The sequence below is a fragment of the Bacteroides sp. AM07-18 genome (assembly GCF_003602695.1).
GTDB classification, from domain to species: domain Bacteria; phylum Bacteroidota; class Bacteroidia; order Bacteroidales; family Bacteroidaceae; genus Bacteroides; species Bacteroides uniformis.
Genome location: NZ_QTLM01000008.1, coordinates 44,768 through 64,675, shown reverse-complemented (window position 1 = coordinate 64,675; position 19,908 = coordinate 44,768). Strand labels below are relative to the sequence as shown.

The 19,908-nt window shown below is 50.5% G+C and carries 9 protein-coding genes and 1 tRNA gene; 9 read left to right on the top strand and 1 reads right to left on the bottom strand.

The features are described 5' to 3' along the window. The first annotated feature begins 14 nt into the window (after positions 1–14). From DW096_RS11575 to DW096_RS11540, 8 genes are all read left to right on the top strand, one after another. Entirely contained in the window at positions 15–3,242 is a 3,228-nt protein-coding gene (locus DW096_RS11575) for a TonB-dependent receptor (protein WP_005830680.1), read from the top strand. 31 nt (positions 3,243–3,273) lie between these two features. Then, complete coding sequence (locus DW096_RS11570; protein ID WP_005830682.1) at positions 3,274–5,046, top strand: RagB/SusD family nutrient uptake outer membrane protein; 1,773 nt, start codon at positions 3,274–3,276, stop codon at positions 5,044–5,046. 35 nt (positions 5,047–5,081) lie between these two features. Beyond that, positions 5,082–6,236 carry a hypothetical protein gene (locus DW096_RS11565; protein ID WP_117866722.1) on the top strand — a complete coding sequence of 385 codons (1,155 nt, stop codon included), beginning with the start codon at positions 5,082–5,084 and terminating at the stop codon, positions 6,234–6,236. Between the two features lie 198 nt (positions 6,237–6,434). Beyond that, positions 6,435–8,825: a glycoside hydrolase family 3 N-terminal domain-containing protein gene (locus DW096_RS11560; RefSeq protein ID WP_057256552.1), complete on the top strand. Its 2,391-nt coding sequence runs from the start codon at positions 6,435–6,437 to the stop codon at positions 8,823–8,825. Between the two features lie 86 nt (positions 8,826–8,911). After that, complete coding sequence (bglX, locus tag DW096_RS11555) at positions 8,912–11,233, top strand: beta-glucosidase BglX (RefSeq protein WP_057256553.1); 2,322 nt, start codon at positions 8,912–8,914, stop codon at positions 11,231–11,233. Positions 11,234–11,258: 25 nt separating this feature from the next. Beyond that, a complete protein-coding gene (locus DW096_RS11550; RefSeq protein WP_057256554.1) occupies positions 11,259–12,671 on the top strand; it encodes a glycoside hydrolase family 5 protein in 1,413 nt (470 codons plus the stop codon). A 22-nt stretch (positions 12,672–12,693) separates the two neighbouring features. Then, positions 12,694–15,216: a glycoside hydrolase family 3 protein gene (locus tag DW096_RS11545; RefSeq protein ID WP_057256555.1), complete on the top strand. Its 2,523-nt coding sequence runs from the start codon at positions 12,694–12,696 to the stop codon at positions 15,214–15,216. Between the two features lie 5 nt (positions 15,217–15,221). Further along, on the top strand, positions 15,222–17,522 hold the full coding sequence (locus tag DW096_RS11540; RefSeq protein WP_070101232.1) for an alpha-L-rhamnosidase C-terminal domain-containing protein: 2,301 nt from the start codon (positions 15,222–15,224) through the stop codon (positions 17,520–17,522). A gap of 246 nt (positions 17,523–17,768) precedes the next feature. Here DW096_RS11540 and DW096_RS11535 read toward each other — a convergent pair. Further along, positions 17,769–17,840, bottom strand: a tRNA-Arg gene (locus DW096_RS11535). Between the two features lie 165 nt (positions 17,841–18,005). Between DW096_RS11535 and DW096_RS11525 the strand changes: the two genes are divergently transcribed. After that, on the top strand, positions 18,006–19,853 hold the full coding sequence (locus DW096_RS11525; RefSeq protein WP_057256557.1) for a 2-oxoacid:acceptor oxidoreductase subunit alpha: 1,848 nt from the start codon (positions 18,006–18,008) through the stop codon (positions 19,851–19,853). Positions 19,854–19,908 lie beyond the last annotated feature (55 nt).

The window sequence follows — 19,908 nt, the reverse complement described above, 5'->3', positions numbered from 1 at the left end:
TAAAAAACAGAACAATGAATCGTAAATTTAGTTTTAACAAGTCTATGCTATTTGCAGGATTATTGTCTGCCATGACACTGGGAGCAACCTCTCAGGTCTATGCAGTTCAGAGTCCTGATGTGCAGAAGATGCAGCAACAGACGGTAAAGTTGACAGGCAATGTATCCGATGCAATGGGTGCCATTATCGGCGCCAGTGTGATAGAACAAGGTACAACCAACGGTGTGATTACCGATATTGAAGGTAATTTCACGCTAACGGTCAACCGGGGAGCCAAACTCGAAATCTCCTATGTAGGCTATAAGACCCGCGTTATAGAAGTAACAGATGTCACTCATCTCCAGATTACGTTGGAAGAAGACTATCGGGAACTGGAAGAAGTGGTAGTAGTGGGCTACGGTGTACAGAAGAAGAAACTCGTTACCGGCGCCACCGTACAAGTGAAGGGTGATGATGTGACAAAACTCAATACCACCAGTGCACTGGGTGCATTACAGAACCAGACGCCCGGCATCAACATTACAGCCAACAACGGTCTGCCCGGCGAAGGTTTCAAGGTGAATATTCGCGGTATCGGTACCGTGGGCGACTCTGCACCGCTGTATGTGATTGACGGTGTGGCCGGTAGCGACATCAATACGCTCAACCCGGCAGATATTGAGTCTATCGATGTGCTCAAAGATGCTGCTTCGGCTGCTATTTATGGTTCGCGTGCCGCTAATGGTGTTATCCTGGTTACGACCAAACAAGGTAAGACGGGCAAGATACAGCTCAGTTACGACATGTATTACGGTTGGCAGAACGTATATAAGATGCCCAACACGCTCAATGCGCAGCAATTCATGGCAATTACTGATGAAACCAACTTCAATAACGGTGTTCCGGCGCTGAACTGGCAGACACAATTGGGCGAATACACTTGGAATATGCTTCAGAACGGTTGGCAAGGTACTAACTGGCTCGACGAGATGCGCAACGAGAATGCAGCGATGCAGAACCATGCCATCAATCTGACAGGTGGTAACGAGATGAGCAAGTTCTCAGCCGGTTTCAGTTTTACCTCGCAAGACGGTATTATAGGCAAGGGTACTGTGCCCAACTATACGCGTTATACCGCCCGTATTAACTCCGATCATGTGCTCCTCAAGGGAAGCGATCGGGACATCATCAAGATTGGCGAGAATTTACTGTTCTACTACTCAAACCAGAGCACGATAGCACAGACATCTACTCTCTATAACGATGTCTATAATTCCATAAAGACTACTCCGCTATTGCCTATGCACAATGCCGAAGGAGAACTGTTCGACTACCACGACATGCAGCAAACGGGCTGGGTGTATGACGATAAACAGGGCAATCCTATTCTGATGATGCAGAAGGCGCATGGGCTGAACAAGAACCGCACATACGGCCTCAACGCGACTGCCTATCTGGAGGTAGAACCCATTAAGAATCTTAAGTGGCGCAGTTCGTTCAGTTACCGTATGACCAACAGCTCCTACCGTTCACTTACCGCTCCCTATCAGGCTGCTACAAACGAGGGAAGTGCCTCATATATTGTGGCCCAGAGCTCAGCATTGGGACATAACATTTCGCAGGAGAATACAATCTCTTACATCCTTCCCAATTGGAACGGTCACCTCTTTGATGTACTGGTAGGCCAGTCGTTTGAGAAGACCATACCGGGCGAAAACCTTTCTATAATCAACAGCGTGACGGAAGGGCAACAATTGCCCACGATGAAACCCGATATGGATCATGCGTGGATATCCAACACCATCGGAAACGCCGCCACCGACATCGAGGGCTATCCGTTTGACGAATGGGCGCTGGCCTCGTTCTTCGGTCGTATCAACTACAATTACAAAGACAAGTACATGGCTACGCTGATTATTCGTGCCGATGGCTCTAGTAACTTTGCCCGTGGAAATCGCTGGGGCATCTTCCCCTCTGTATCGGCCGGATGGCTTATCAGCGAGGAAAAGTTTATGGAAAGCACCCGTGGCTGGCTCGACTTCCTGAAACTGCGTGCCAGTTGGGGACAGAATGGTAATCAGTCGATACCTAACTTTCAGTATGTGTCGCCCATTGCTTTCGACCTCTCGCATGGCTACCAGTTTGGACAGACACACATCGCAACGGGGAAGCTTCCTACCACCGGTGCCTATGCCACCACATTGGCCAATGAAAATGTGACGTGGGAGAAGTCCGAACAAATCAACTTGGGTATTGATGCCGTATTCTTGGGCAACCGCTTGCGGGTAAGCGCCGACTGGTACAACAAGAAGACCAAGGACTGGCTCGTACAGGCTCCGGTACTCTCCACAGCAGGTACCCAGGCCCCCTACATCAATGGTGGCGACGTGAGCAACAAGGGTGTGGAACTCTCACTCGCCTGGAACGACCGTGTGGGTAAGGACTTCACATACGGATTGAGCCTAAATGCCTCGTATAACAAGAATGAAGTCACCCGTATTGCCAACTCAGAGGGCATCATCCACGGCAATGAAGGAGCTATTGCTTCCGTCAACGCCGCCGAGTTCTACCGGGCACAGGTTGGTTATCCCATCGGTTACTTCTGGGGCTATCAGACAGCCGGTGTTTTCCAAAACCAAAAGCAGATTGATGATTGGAAGGCAGCAGGCAACGGTGTGGCACAGGCCAACCCTCAACCCGGCGACCTGATTTATGTGGATCGCCACCACGATGGAGTTATCGACGAAAAAGACAAGACCATGATTGGCAATCCACACCCCGACTGGCGTCTGGGCTTCTCGGTCAATCTCGGATGGAAGGGCTTCGACTTCTCGGTCACCACTTCCGGAGCCTTTGGGCAACAACTCTACTATGGCACGCGCCAGCACACCATCGAGGCATTTGACCGCTGGCATGGCGAAGGTACATCCAACCGCTACCCGCGTCTGGGCAACAGTGCCATGATTGCAGAACATGTGACTGATATTGACATAGAGAACGGCGACTATCTCCGCATTCAGAACATGACATTGGGATATGACTTCAAGCGCCTCTGGAAGAATTGCCCACTGTCGCAACTGCGCCTCTATGTAAGTGTACAGAATCTCTACACCTTCACCGGCTATAAAGGAATGGATCCGGAGGTAGGTTTCGGCGGTACCGACCGTTATGGCGAAAACGCCACTTCGTGGGTGAGCGGCATAGATATGGGATCTTATCCGATCGCCCGTACCTGGCTGATTGGCGCCAATCTGAAGTTCTAAGACACTGTTAACTCTAAATTAAAATAAAACAATGAAAACAAAAAAAGTAACGAAATATATGGGGATAGTCGCGCTGGCCGCGATGACGCTCTGCTCGTGCGAGGATCTGCTCGATACCAAGAACTATACACAGTCCAACACGCAAAATTTCCCCACATCGATGGATGATGTGGAAATGCTTGTGACATCTATGTACGCCAACCTGAATCATCAGGCGGCAAAGCCCGAATCCTCCTATTTGCTCACCAACCTCTATGCCAGCGACGATATGTTTGCCGGAAGTCAAGATGCGGAACTCGACCATCTGATGTATAAGAGTGATTCACAGTTTGACTTCTGCTGGGATATTCACTATAAGGGCATCTATGCCGCCAATACCTGCCTGGAGGGTCTTGACCTGATGGAGGCTGCCGACAACGTGCCCGATGCCGGACTCTTCAGCCAACGTAAGGGCGAAGCCTGTTTCATGCGTGCCTTCCAGTACTACGAACTGGCCGAACTGTTTGGCGGCGTACCCCTGATACTCAGCACTACGCAAGAGACTAACACGCCCCGTGCTACTGCCGACGAGGTGTGGGCGCAGATAGCTACCGATTTGCAGCAAGCTATCAGCCTTATGAGCGATAAGAAGTATCACGAAATAGAGTCCGGACACGCCACCAAATGGGCAGCCCAGGCGCTGATGGCCCGCTGCTTCCTCTTCTATACCGGCTACTACCAGAAAGAGGCTATGCCCACGGCCGACGGTGGCAGCATAACCAAGCAACAAGTGGTAACCTGGCTGGAAGACTGCATCGCTAACTCCGGACACCAGTTGGTGGGCGATTTCCGCAACCTATGGGCATACACCAACGAATATACGGTAGACGACTACGCATATACGGCCGGTGTAACAGGAGTAGATGGCCAGCCCCTCCGCTGGGCAGGCAACGGCAATGCCGAGGCTGTGTTTGCCGTGAAGTTCGGCAACTTTGCCGGTTATTCCTACGAAAATCAGGGCGGCTACTGCAATCTCTATCTGAGTTTCTTCGGCATCATGAGCAAAAGCGACAATGGGGCTGCTTTCCCCTTTGGCAACACCAACTCCTTTGGAACGGTTCCTACCAGTCTCTGGGACTCCTGGGAAGCAGCCGAGCCTGATGATATCCGTCGCAGAGCATCTGTTATCGTAGACGAAGATGAATTCGATATGGCCAATTATGAAAGTGGCGAGGTGCGCCAACAGTGGGAAGAGACCGGTCTGTGGAACAAGAAATTACAGCCCATTCTCTCCAAGCAAGCATACGACAAGATGGGTTCCTGGGGCAACTCGCTCTTTTGGATAGCCCATCCTGAATTTGCGGGTATGAACGATCCCTACATTCAGCCCCGTTGGGCAGCCATGTTCGAGGACCTTTACATCATCCGCTTTGCCGACGTGCTGCTTATGCACAGTGAATTAACCGGCAATGCCGACAACATGAACCGGGTGCGCGCCCGCGCTGGCCTGCCCGCCATCGGCTATTCGCTGGAGGCATTGCAGCAGGAGCGCCGCCACGAACTTGCCTTCGAGGGACAGCGCTTTCAGGACATTCGTCGCTGGCACATTGCAGAGACTGAACTCAACAAACAGAACAATACCACGCTAAAGAATCTGGGCGTAAGTACCGTGATGCGCGATGGCAAGTATGCCGCACGTTATCAAGCCACCGGCGGATTCTGGCCTATTCCGCCCGCGCAAATTCAGTTGTCCGACGGTGTACTCACGCAAAATCCCGGCTGGGACACTCCGGACGCGCGCTACACCACTTGGAATTTCGATTAAGTAATTTGTAGCTCTAAATTATTAAAAATATCATCATGAAAAACTTTTGCAAATACATCAGTATAATCGCTGTGATGGGAGCATTCGCATCTTGCGACCCTATCACCGACACATATACCATAGACGATAGCACCATCCCCGCTGATGAGCTCCAACTCAGTGTGGCTCCGAAGGTGGTCGATGGCAAAAATGGTAACATCATTGTTGTAGAAAACAATTCTCCGATACTCTCTGAATGGAGTGTAGGCGAGTCTGTCGCACGCAAGGCGTATGCCGAACTTTCGGTATCTTTCACCGGGCAGCATACCGTCAACTTCCGTGGATTGAATTCGGGTGGAAAGGCATTCACCGAGACCTCGTTTACCGTAAAGGTAGATACCATCTCGACGATTCCGGCCAATATAGCCACCCGGCTGTGCATCGGTCAGGAGGGGGCCCCCACCTACTTTGGCACAACTATCGACCTGGGAAAGATTGAGTTCTCCAACGAAGAAGATCTCCTCACCGTGAAGAACGGCAACCCCGTATTGACCGTGTGGAGCTGCGGCGGTGTCACTTCAGACAAGAATGTGGCTCAGATGCGACTGACGGGTGCGGGTGAGTTTCCCCTTTCGGCAACCTTTACCCTTGCCAACGGCGAGCAGGTGACAGAAGAACTGGGTACAGTCATTGTCAAGGACTTCAATCTACCGCAAATAGTGCTCGACCTGATAGGCGAGGATGGCGAGAAGACATGGACCTGGGCCGACCAAAGTTTCTTTGGCTTAGGCGGTTACGAGGCCGACCCCGGCCCCGCGTGGTTTGCCGCCAGTGTAGAGATTATGGACATGTTTACTCTGTATATGCCCACCATCAATCACCTGACGGGTGAGTCCACCGGCAGCATGACGCTCGATATAGACGGCAATTTCTCTGTCGCTCCCACAGGTCGCACCGGCACCTTCACGTACGACTTCGACGACATCGTGCCCAACTGGTCGGTAGGCAAGCTTAAGGTAACGGCCCCCATCCTTTATGGTACGGCCATAGCCCTGGTTGGCGAGGGTGCCGCGCCTACGTACCTGCCCACTGAGTTCTTCATTGTGAAGTGTGATGCCAATAATCTTGTATTGGCTGCGCCTGCCGAAGAAGGGCAAGCACTTTATCCATGGGCAGCTTGCACCTTCTGGTGCTTCAAACCAAAACCATGAAGCCAAGTCGGAAGTACCCGATAGTACATAATTTACAGTATATAAAATAGATGGGAGTTATCGCTCGCTCAAGCAGAAATGGATTCATTAATCTGAAATAAAGCATTTAGGTATTAGGAATTAGGCATAAACAGTAAGTGAGCCATTCTAAAGCCTGATGCGGAGCGATAACCCCTCCAAAACATTTTTGACAATAGAATGAAATACAATAAATTGATTGCTTTAGCATGTGGAGCGTTGATTCTGGCTGGTTGTGCCTCTGATAATAAATCGACATCCGTTTTCTTTCGACACAAAGCACAGGAAATACCGTTGTCAAATGAGTTTACCGAGAAGATAATCGATAACATATATCAACGCATGAGTATGGATGAACGTGCAGCTCAACTTCAGAGCATGTATCTATCGGAACTTTTCGACAAAAACAATCAGCTTGATACAGTCCGATGCTATGAACTTATTCCTAACGGAATAGGACATTTTGCTCAGTATGCCAGCAATTCGTTAGATGGACCCGAAGAGCTTCGCGATATGGTAAAACAAGTGCAGGAGTGGCTGGTGAAGAATACACCAACTGGAATACCGGCCTTATTTCATGAAGAAGTCATAACAGGTATTGCTGCAAAAGAAGCAACGGTTTACCCACAGCAAATTGGTTTGGCATGTTCGTTCAATACTGACCTGGCTGCAGAAAAAACTCGTCAAACTGCTATCAGCATGCGAAAAATCGGAGGCATGCTTTCGTTGTCACCTATGGTGGATGTGATTCGGAATCCATATTTCAACCGTTTGGAGGAATCGTATGGCGAAGATGCTTATCTAAGTGCTGCTATGGGTTCTGCTTTTGTTGAAGGTTTGCAGGACGGAGGGATGAAAAGTGGAGTCGCGGCATGTTCAAAACATTTTTTGGGCTATGGTGGCGGATGCAATACCGATAGGAGAAAAGAACTTTTTGAAGAAATACTCTTGCCTCACGAAACAATGATTCGAACTAAGGGTAGTAAAGTGATAATGACCGGTTATCACTACTTCCATGGTGTGAAAGCCGTTGCCAATAAATATCTTATGCAGGATATTTTGCGTAATTATCTCGGATTTGACGGCATAACAGTAAGTGACTATGGCTCGATTAACCAGATTGACACAGAAGAAGATGCGTTGCATCGTGGAGTGGCTGCCATAAATGCTGGGAACGATGTGGAATTTCAAAACCGTGACAATTATCAATACCTTCCCGAAGCAATAAAGCAAGGACTTGTTAGTGAGGCGACATTCGAGGGCGCTGTCAAACGAGTTCTGAGGCTAAAAGCTGCAGTGGGTCTGTTTGATAAAAATCCGGCATTCTGTGCAGAAGGCGATATAGAATTCGACACCGCCGAGGAGCGTCAAACCGCTTATGAACTTGCTACACAATCAGTAGTACTTCTTAAGAATGATAACATCCTCCCTATCGAACATCCTAGGAAGATAGCTCTTGTGGGACCTAATGCCAACACAATGTGGGCTATGCTTGGCGATTACACATATCAAGGCTTGCACTATTTTTGGCGAGGCATTAATACCGGAAACACAAATAATCAGATTATAACTTTGAAAGAAGGTCTGGAAAAAAAACTACCAGATGGATGCACTTTGAACTATTCCTGTGGTGTGGATTGGGTTGACAAAACTGAGACATCCATTTCAAAAGGCGGGGATGATCGTGCAATATGGCTCGATAAGAATCGCCATATAGCCCGCGATGAGAAAATAGATGCTAAAGAAGCGCTTTCGTTAGCTGCCAATAGCGACATAATCATTGCTGCAATGGGGGAGAATACTTTACTGTGTGGAGAAAATCGAGACCGCGGAAGTTTACGGTTACCAGGAAAACAAGAGGAATTTGTCAGACAATTAATAGTTACAGGTAAGCCTGTTGTATTGGTTATGTTCGGTGGGCGTGCACAGGTTATTGGCGACCTTGCGGATAAATGTGCAGCCGTGATTCAGGCGTGGTACCCCGGTGAAGAAGGGGGTAATGCTCTAGCCGATATTATTTACGGTAATGTTGCGCCATCAGGAAAGTTGAGTGTGAGTTATCCAAAAGTAGAACTTAACGAAAACATCTGCTATAATTATTCCAGTACTCCTGATGAGCGTATTCAATATCACTTCGGGTACGGACTGAATTACACTACTTTTGATTATTCAGACCTAGTAGTTGACAAATCAGTTTTCACGACTGATGAGTTATTCAATATTTCCTTCAATGTGACTAATACCGGGTCGCGCGAAGGTGACGAAATCGTACAGATATATATATCACCTACTTCAGCAAGTCAACCATTGAAACCCATTAAACTCGCCGGGTTTGGTCGAGTATCACTTAAGCCGGGCGAAACTAAAAAAATAGACTTTATCATGTCACCGCAACAATTGGGTTATTATAATGATGGAATATGGGCTATAGAAAAGGGTGATTTCATTATAAAAGTTGGTGCAGCATCCAACGATATTCGCCTTACTGATAGTATCTGTCTCATCGGTGATGCTCACACTATGCCATTGCGCACAGTTTACTTTTCGGAGATGAAAACTATTGATAATTAACAATCTTAAGAGTCGTTAACAAAGTCTAATGTGGAGTGGTGAATCCTCTACAATTTTAGAACTCTAAATAATAAATTTAAGTGAATATGATGAAATATAGCAAATTGATTGCTTTAGCATGTGGAGTATTGACTCTGACCAGTTATACTCCCCCTCCCTCTGCTAATGGAGAGATGGATGCGTTTATCGATGACCTGATGGCAAAGATGACGCTCACAGAAAAGGTAGGACAGTTGAATCTTCTGGCGGTGCCTTCGTTTGTATCGGGCAACGCATCTGACGATAACGACAGCCGCGAACAACTCATAGTCGATGGCAAACTTGGCGCCATGTATGGCAGCTATGTGGCAGAAGATCTGCTGGCAGCACAGAAACTGGCAGTAGAGAAGAGTCGCCTGGGCATTCCACTGATGTTCGGCTACGATGTTATTCATGGTTTGCAAACGGTGCAGCCTATACCGCTAGCTATGTCCACCTCATGGAATCCGGAACTGATAGAGCGGGGAGCCCGCGCTGCTTCCCTTGAGGCTACGGCTTCCGGCATCAACTGGGTCTATTCGCCGATGCTGGATATCTGCCGGGATGCCCGTTGGGGACGCATTGCTGAAACATTTGGAGAAGACCCTTTTCTGTGCGGTGAACTTGGCAAGGCAATGGTACGCGGTTATCAGGGTACTGACCTTGCCGACAATACCACGGTAATGGCCTGCGTGAAACACTATGCGCTCTATGGAGCGGTAGAGGGTGGCCGCGACTACAACATTGTGAACATGGGACGCCAGGAGGCTCTTAACGGATTCCTTCCACCTTATCGTGAATCTGCCTACGAGGGTGCCGGCAGTTTTATGGCTTCTTTCAACGATTTCGAGGGTATCCCTGCACACATCAACCGCTATCTGCTCAACGACCTGTTGCGCGAAGAATGGGGATTCAAGGGATTCATCACCTCCGATTATGAAGGCATCAACGAATGTGTGAACCACGGCATAGGCGATATTGAGGAGGTTACTGCACTGGCCATAGAGGCTTCGGTAGATATGGACCTCAACGGAAGTGCCTATATGGACAATCTAGAGAACCTCGTCAAGCAGGGACGTTTATCGGAAAAAGATATTGAGGTGGCTTGTCGCCGGGTGTTGGAAGCCAAATACAAGCTGGGACTCTTTGAAGACCCCTATCGCTACCTGAATCTACAGCGTTACCAGCGCGAGATTCACACCGATGAGGCGCGTCAGCTCAGCCGTGAGATAGCCAGAGAATGCCAGGTGTTGCTCAAGAATGAAGCCAATGTGCTGCCTCTCTCCAAATCGGCCAAGATTGCCCTGGTGGGTCCGTTTGCGGTGGCAGCCAAAGAGATGCAGGGCAGTTGGTCCTTCTCCAGGTTTGCCGATGGCTGTGTAACTTTTTTGGAAGGTATGCAAGAAGCTGTAACAGGTCATGGCGGTTCGGTTACATACGCCGAAGGCTGTTGGGTGCTTGAAGACAAGCAACTGGAACAAGATATGGTCAACCAATATCTGGGCGCCTACAAGCCGGGACAGGTCATCAAACCTGTACATACTCGTCCAAACGAGCAACTCGTGGCAGAGGCTGTGGCCCTGGCCCGCCGGAGCGATGTGGTGGTGGCTGCCTTGGGTGAGCTGAACAACATGAACGGCGAAGGCGTGTCACGTTCCGACATTACCCTGGGGCTCCCGCAGGTAGAACTTCTCAAAGCGCTGAAGGCTACCGGCAAGCCGGTAATTCTCATCTTGACCGCCGGCCGACCGCTGGCGCTCACCGAGACCGAACCGCTGGCCGATGCCATACTTTATACATGGTCGTTGGGCGACCAGGCAGGTCGTGCCATGGCCGATGTGGTCTTTGGCGATGTCAATCCGAGTGCCCGTCTGTCCACCTCTTTCCCGCGCAACGTGGGTCAGTGCCCTATCTACTACAACCACAAGAACACGGGACGTCCGCATCAGGATGGTGCAGCCTATTCTCGCTTCAACAGCAACTATCTCGACTGCATCCACGGGCCACTCTATGCTTTTGGGCACGGATTGAGCTACACGACCTTCGAATACAGCGACGTCACACTATCAAACAATGAGATGACTGCCGACGGTCAGGTGAAGGCATCGGTGACGGTGACCAACACCGGCAAACGGGATGGCAAGGAGGTGGTACAACTCTATGTAAGGGACATCTATGCCACCAGTTCACGCCCGGTGAAGGAGCTGAAAGGTTTCGAGAAAATCAGTCTCAAAGCCGGCGAGAGCAAGACCGTATCGTTTGAGATTGGCCGCAAGCAACTGGAGTACTACAACCATGCGTTGCAACTGACCGTTGAGCCAGGCGACTTCGAGATAATGATTGGACATGATAGTCAGCATGTAAACAAAGCAAAACTGACTGTAAATTGAAAATTAACACTGAAAAAATATAATCATGAAAAAAATACTTTTCTTACTCCTCTCGGTAGCGTTGCTGGTTGGCTGCACCACCGGCAAAACCCAAAAACCATCGTTTACCGGCACTTGGTATGCCTCGCAGTACGGTTGTCGCAGCGTAGTCCACTTCAACGAAGACAGCACCATCACCATCAGCAGCGAGGCCAACTCCGCTGCCAACATGACCGTGGGCTATGTAGTTTCCCCCCAGGCCGATGGCTATCATTTCGACCTTAAGATGGGTATGGAGAATCGCGGTATCGCCCTCTTCGATGGCGCAGACCATCTGCAGATTGGTATCGTGTTCGGTCCGGAACAGTATGCTCCCCGTCCGCAGAAGTATGAAGATGCCAATTCGACACATGGAAATCTGATGCTGGATCTTTATCGGGATCCCACCAAGGTAATCTCCGTGCTCGACACCAAGGTAGAGGCTCCGGCAGAGGCGGCTATTCCCTTCGAACGGAACAAGCGTCTGGGTAGAGGGCTCAACATGAATGGATATGTGGATGCCAACCCCGTAGATGGTAACGATGCCCCCATGACCGAAGCTGATTTCCAGGGCATTGCCGAAGCCGGATTCCAAAGCGTACGTATCCCGACGACTTGGGTGAAGCACTGCGCCAAAGAGGCTCCCTATACCATCGATGCGGACTTCTTCCAAAAGATGGACTGGACCATTGAGCAGTGTTTGAAAAACAACCTCGCTGTCTCCATCGACCAACACTACTACCCGGCCATCAATATGGGCGAAGACGACCCTGACCTCACATGGGAACAGAACCTCGACCGAATTAAGTCGCTCTGGACACAGATTGCCGAGCATTACAAGGATTACCCCAACGACATGCTCTTCTTCGACTTGCTAAACGAACCCAACATGCGCCTTGGAGCCGATGGTTTGAACAAGCTGCATGCCGAACTCATTGCCATCATCCGCCGGACCAACCCGGGCCGTACACTGATTATAGGCACTCCCAATCTGGGACAGACCTGGACACTGGGCGAACTAAAATTCCCGGAAAACGAATGGAATATCATCGTTCAGGGTCACTACTACCTGCCTCATACCTTCACCCATCAGAATCTGGAGTATGTGCCGAGTGCGATGGTAGGACATCAGGTAGAGTGGCACGGAACCGAAAATGAGAAGGCGCCCATTATTCGCGACCTCGACTTCTGCCAACGCTGGAGCGAACAGAGCAGTCGTCCGCTCAACATCGGCGAATACGGTGTCTGCCTCAAAGCCGACCAGCAATCGATGAACCGCTACTTCTCCTTCATGCAAGAGCAGTTCCAATTGCGCGGATTCAGCAGCCACATCTGGGCATACCGCGGGCTGTTCGGCCTCTATGATCTCCAAACAAAGAAATGGAATCAGGAAAGTATTCAGGCGCTGACCAATTTCTAATTATAAAAGATTATTTATTCCTATGAGATATTTATTTAGCCTACTTTTCTTGCTGGCTTACGGGAGCACTGTGGCGCAACAACCGCCCATGTTGCCACGTGATGCCGCCATAGAAGCCAAGATAGAGAAACTGTTGGAGCAGATGAGCCTCGATGAGAAAATCGGGCAGATGGTGGAACTGGAGATAGGCATGATTACCTATCGAGACCCGCGTTACGTCGTGGAGAAGCTTGCCCGGATGTCGGAGCAGGAACTTGCCGACACCTTACGCCGCTTTGGGCTCGACAAGCAGCACAATGCAGCCCAGTTGGCACTGACAACGCCCGAAGATAAGCAAAACAGGGAAAAGCTAATGAGGCTCTACTGGGTGTCCAACGATATCCAGTCGAAGCTTCCCTTCCGGTTGGATGAGGCGGCGCTCGATTCCGTAGTGGGCAAATATAAAGTCGGCTCCATTCTCAATGCGCCACAAACTACCGCCCAGACCCCTGCTATGTGGAATCAGGTGGTAAAGACCATTCAGAATGTGTCAATAAAACATCTCGGTATCCCCACCGTGTATGGTCTCGACCAGATGCATGGCACCACCTACTCCGCCGGTGGTACGCTTTTCCCGGGTGCCATCAACATGGCGGCCACTTTCAACCGCGACCTTGTATATAAGATGGGCGAAATAGTGGCCTACGAGACTCGTGCCTGTAATGTACCCTGGATTTACGGCCCGTGTATCGACCTCGGCAGAATGCAAGCCTGGAGTCGGCAGTATGAATCATTTGGCGAAGATGTATTCCTCTCCAGCGAGATGGGGGCAGCCGCTCTTCGCGGCATGCAAGGTGATAATCCTAACCATATCGATGCATACCACGTGGCAGGCTGCCTAAAGCATTACTTTGCCTACGGAGCACCATACAACGGACTGGATCGTTCACCGGCCAGATTGAGCTACGAGGAACTGCGCGAGAAGCAGTTTGCGCCCTTTCTGCGGGGAATCCGGGAAGGAGCCTTAAGCATCATGACCAACAGTTCCAACGTAAATGGAGTGAAGGGCACGGTCAACCGGGAATTTATCACCGACTGGCTCAAGGAAGGGCTTGGCTGGGACGGAATGGTGGTAACCGACTGGGGAGACATCGATGGAGCCGTTACCAGCGACCGCGTGGTCCCTACTGCCAAGGAGGCAATCCGGCTAGCCATCAATGCCGGTGTAGATATGATGATGGTTCCCTCGCAATTCACTTACAACGGCTTACTCAAAGAACTGGTAGAAGAGGGTGGCGTCAGCATGGAACGCATTGACGATGCCGTGCGACGCATCCTGCGCCTGAAACACCGGGTGGGACTTTTCGAACAGCCTAACACCTTTGCTAAAGATTATCCCAAATTCGGTAGTGAGGAGTTTGCAGCATACAGCCGGCAGGCCGCATTGGAATCCATCGTTTTATTGAAGAACGACTCTGTAGACAGCCAAAGTCGCTTATTGCCCATAAAGCAAGGCACCCGACTGCTGGTATGTGGACCTAATGCCAACAGCATGCGTACACTCAACGGCGGCTGGAGCTATACCTGGCAGGGCGACGGTGCCGACCGCGAGGAATTTACCGGGCATTTCAATACCATCTATGAAGCCCTGCGAAACAAGTTCGGAAGCAATCATGTGACATTGGTAGAGGGCGTGAGTTACGACTCGAAACGCTGGGCAATGGATCATGCCGATAATATCGGCGATGCCGTGGCTGCTGCTGCCGACAACGACTATGTGATAGTGTGCATCGGAGAGAATACCTACGCCGAGACCCGGGGCAACATTGCCGATATCAATCTCAGTACCAATCAGAAAAATCTGGTGAAGGCACTGGCTGCTACGGGCAAGCCCATCATCCTGGTGCTGAACGAGTCGCGCGGACGCGCCATCAGCGACATCGAACCTTTGGCAAAGGCCGTAGTACACACCATGCTGCCTGGCAATTATGGAGGAGATGCGCTGGCCGAACTCTTAGCGGGCAATGAAAACTTCTCCGGCCGTCTGCCATATACCTACAGCGCTCAGCCGAATGCAATGGTCAACTACGACTATAAGGCGAGCGAAGTGCGCGAGACCATCAGCGGTGTATACGACTATAATGCCAAGACCTACGAACAGTGGTGGTTTGGAGCCGGTATGAGCTATACCACCTATACCTACAGCAACCTCCGTGCCGATAAGAATAGTTTCACGAAAGACGATGTGCTCACTTTCACAGTCGATGTAAAAAACACAGGCGCCATGGCGGGCAAGGAAACAGTAATGCTCTATGCTTCCGATCTCTATGCTTCGCTCATGCCCGACAATCGCCGCCTGCGCGGGTTCGAGAAGATTGTACTCGCCCCGGATGAAAGCAAAACAGTAACTTTCCGCATCAAGGCAAGCGACCTCGCCTTTATGGGAACCGGCAAGAAGTGGACACTCGAGGCTGGCGAATTCAATATCGCCTGCGGAGACCAGTCGGTGAACATCCACTGCACGGAAGACTATACCTGGGAAGAAGAAAATATACCTGATAACTGATGAATATGAAGAAGAGTGTTTTCGTTTTATTTTCTCTTTGCCTGGCACTATCCTGCGACGCGTCTGTATGGCCGGCTGTATGGATTGGTTGCCACGCAGAAAAATCGGGCGCGGATCTGCGTGTCGCCTATTTCCGTAAAAGCGCGCAGTTAAACACGGTGCCCGACGCGCACCTGATACGCGTATCGGCAGACAATAGGTATAAACTCTTTGTCAATGGAGTACTTGTTTCTCTGGGACCGGCGCGCAGCGATCTCAGCAACTGGAATTACGAAACGGTGGATATCGCACCCTACCTTCGCCAAGGGAAAAACACCCTGGCAGCCGTAGTATGGAACTATGGAGAGAAGCGTCCGATGGCACAAATGGGAACCAACGAGATTGCCCTATTGGTATGTGCCGACGGAGCAGACCCGGTGTTCAACACCGATTGGAATTGGCAGGTGCTGACGGGCGAATCCTATTCATCGCTCGACGACTTTGTAGTGCCCGGCTACTATGCGGCCGACCGCGGTGAGCGGTTTGACGCCAACAACTACCCCTGGGGATGGCAAACAGAGCAAGAAGCCCCCGGATTCGATTGGAAGCAAGCCCGGAACCTGGATGCGGCAGCCGACAAGGGTACACGCGACCGTGGAGGCCGCCTCCTTGTGCCTCGCTCCATACCACAAATGGAGATGCGCGAGGTGTCGGCAGGCGATATCAACTTGCCACTGACCGTTGCTCCACATACAAGAACGTCGGTATTGATTGATCGCGACTCGCTCACCAATGCCTATCTCCACCTGACCACTTCAGGCGGCAAGGGGGCTAGTGTGGAAGTATGTTACGCCGAGGCACTGTTCAATCCCGATATGCCCGACATCTGGCATGCCACCAAACCACATCGCGATGAGACAACAGGCAAAGTTATGATGGGAGTGAAAGACCAGTTCCTGATGGATGGGGGTACGCATCGGCAGACGACTACACTTTGGTGGCGTACCTGGCGTTATCTGGAACTGACGGTGGAAACAGCCGACGAAGCATTAACTATCGAATGCCTGGGAGCCACCTTCACGGCCTATCCGCTAAAGAAGGAGAGTCACCTGCGCGCAGGTCGGGAACTGGAGCAAATGGAGAAGATAGGCTGGCGCACCGCCCGCCTCTGTGCCAACGAAACCTATATGGACTGCCCCTATTACGAACAGCTTCAATATTTTGGCGACGCCCGGATTCAGGCCATGCTCACCCTGTACAACACCCGCGACACACTCCTGCCCCGGCACGCCATCGAGCAGGGACGCATGTCGATGACCGCCGACGGGCTGACACAAAGCCGTTACCCTTCGGCCTCGCCACAGATGATATCCTCCTATTCGCTCAGTTGGATAGGTATGCTCTACGACTACTGGATGATGCGCGACGGACATCAGTGGCTCCGTCAATACCTGCCCGCCGCTCGTCACATCATAGGCTGCTACGAGGAATACTTGCGGACCGACAAGAGTCTGGCGCGTATGCCCCATTGGTTCTTTGCCGATTGGGCCATGGGTTTCGACTATGGAGAACCCAACTACGGTCAAGACGGCAGCTCGGCCTATCAAAATCTGGTGTTTGTTATGGCACTGCGCGAACAGGCCGCTATGGAAAAGGCTTTCGGCTTAGAAGTTTTGGGAAATTATTACCATGATTTAGCTCGTCAGATAACCGCCGCCATCAAAGTCAAATACTGGAACAGCGCGCGCGGATTGTTGGCCGATACTCCTGAACACGATGTTTATTCACAACACGTCAATGCCCTGGCCATACTGGCTGAGGTGCTTGAAGAACACGAAGCGCAAGAGGTGTGCCGCAAGATGCTTGATGATACTACACTCATCCAAGCCACTTTCTATTTCCGCTATTTCGTACAGCAAGCCATGGATAAGGTCGGCATGGCCAACCGCTTGCTCGATACCCTGCAGCCCTGGCGAGACCAGCTTGCCATCGGGCTCACCACCTGGGCAGAAAATCCCGAACCGTCGCGCTCCGACTGTCATGCCTGGAGTGCCCATCTCAATATCGAGTTCTATCGTATGTTGTTGGGCATTCACTCTGCCGCTCCGGGGTTTGCCAAAGTTCGTCTGACTCCTGCTCTTGGTCACCTGTCGGAGGCATCAGGCTCCATACCCCATCCGTTGGGTAGCATCTCTGTAGCATACCTAAAGACGGGCCAAACCTTGCATGCCCGGATTGTGCTTCCGGAAGGAGTCCACGCTACCCTTGAATGGAAAGGTCAATGCGTGGAAGTAGAACATTCGCAGGAGTTAGTTATAGCAGAATAAAAACTTATTTATGTTTTATCAAAATCTCAATACGTTCGAATGAAAAAAATACCAAGATAACTTCTGAGCGGATAGCTATAGGCTATTCGCTCATTTTTTACCGGACAGTAATGGATGATGAATTGGACCGAAAAAACCTCCGCTTTAAATGTAGCCATATCTTTATTTGTAGAACATCTTACTGCAAAAGTAGCCTTATTTTGCGGATTCTGCGGAAACTCCACACTATCTAAATCTGTTATTTTGTACCCCTGAGCAGAATCGAACTGCTATTTAACGTTTAGGAAACGCTTGTTCTATCCGTTGAACTACAAGGGCTTTTGCATAGATTCTGCATATTGCAGTAGATTGCGGATGCAAAGATAATGTATTCTGTCGATTTTCCGAAAAAAGTTTTGTTAATCCGATTAACTTTACGAAATTTGTCGGTCAGTGATAGAATACAGTAACCCCCAAAAATTAATCTATAGTAATTCGTAAGTTATGGCAAACGACATGATGGTCAAAGAACTGGAGCAAGTGGTAGTCCGCTTCTCCGGAGACTCCGGCGATGGTATGCAGCTCGCCGGCAACATCTTTTCAACAGTTTCGGCTACCGTGGGCAATGATATCAGTACATTCCCCGACTATCCGGCAGATATCCGCGCCCCGCAAGGCTCACTTACCGGTGTTTCCGGTTTTCAGGTACATATCGGTGCAGAGAAAGTCTATACCCCGGGTGACAAATGCGACGTATTGGTAGCGATGAACGCCGCCGCACTGAAAACCCAATATAAGTTTGCTAAATCCACTGCTTGCATCATCATCGATACAGATGCTTTCCAGAAGTCAGATTTGGAAAAGGCCGCTTTCAAGACCGATAATCCGATAGAGGAAATGGGTATTAAGCAGGATGTCATCGCCGCCCCCATCTCAAAGATGGTGAAAGACTGCCTTGCCGACACCGGAATGGACAACAAATCCATGCTGAAATGCCGCAATATGTTTGCAGTAGGCCTGGTATGCTGGCTGTTCAACCGCGACTTGAAGATAGCCGAAGATTTCATCCGCGAGAAATTCGCCAAAAAGCCCGAAATTGCCGAAGCAAACATCAAGGTCATCCATGCAGGATATGACTATGGACACAACACCCATGCTTCCGTAGCCCACACATATAAGATTGAAAGCAAAACCACCGTTCCCGGCAGATACATGGATATCACGGGGAACAAAGCGACTGCTTACGGTTTCATCGCCGCAGCTGAAAAGGCTGGCTTGAAGCTATTCCTCGGCTCCTATCCCATTACTCCGGCAACCGATGTACTGCACGAACTCTCCAAGCACAAGTCTCTGGGCGTGATGACCGTGCAGTGCGAAGACGAGATTTCCGGTTGCGCCACTTCTATCGGCGCCGCTTTTGCAGGTGCGCTGGCTGTGACCTCCACTTCCGGTCCCGGTGTCTGCCTGAAATCGGAAGCCATGAACCTGGCAGTCATTACAGAACTTCCGCTGGTTGTGCTCGACGTGCAACGTGGCGGTCCTTCTACCGGTCTGCCCACCAAGTCAGAGCAGACAGACTTGTTGCAGGCATTGTTCGGCCGCAACGGTGAAAGCCCAATGCCCGTCATTGCCGCCTCTTCACCCACAAGCTGTTTCGACGCAGCCTACATGGCAAGCAAAATTGCACTGGAGCATATGACCCCGGTCGTATTGCTGACCGACGGCTTTGTAGCCAATGGCTCCGGCGCCTGGAAGCTGCCCAAACTGGCAGACTATCCCGCCATCACCCCTCCCTACGTGACTTCCGAAATGAAGGACAACTATACTCCGTACAAACGCAATCCCGAAACAGGTGTCCGCTATTGGGCCATCCCCGGACAAGAAGGTTATATGCACATCCTCGGCGGTCTGGAGAAAGACAGCAATACCGGTGCCATCTCCACCGATCCCGAAAACCATGACTTGATGTGCCACCTGCGTGCCGAGAAGGTTGCCAAAATCCCCGTACCTGATGTAGAAGTGCAAGGCTGTGCAGACGATGCCGATTTGCTGATTGTCGGTTTCGGCGGCACATACGGCCACTTGTATTCGGCCATGGAAGAGATGAACAAGGCAGGCAAGAAGGTTGCCCTCGCCCACTTCACTTATCTGAATCCGCTCCCCAAGAACACGGAAACCGTTCTGAAGAAGTACAAGAAGGTGGTAGTTGCCGAACAGAATCTCGGACAATTTGCAGGTTATCTACGTATGAAGATAGACAACTTCACCCCGTACCAGTTCAACGAAGTCAAAGGACAACCGTTCGTCGTTGCCGAGCTGGTCGCAGCGTTCAATAAATTAATTGATAATTGACAGTTGACAATTGATAATAACCATGCGTAATATGCGGATTATCAATGACCAGCCA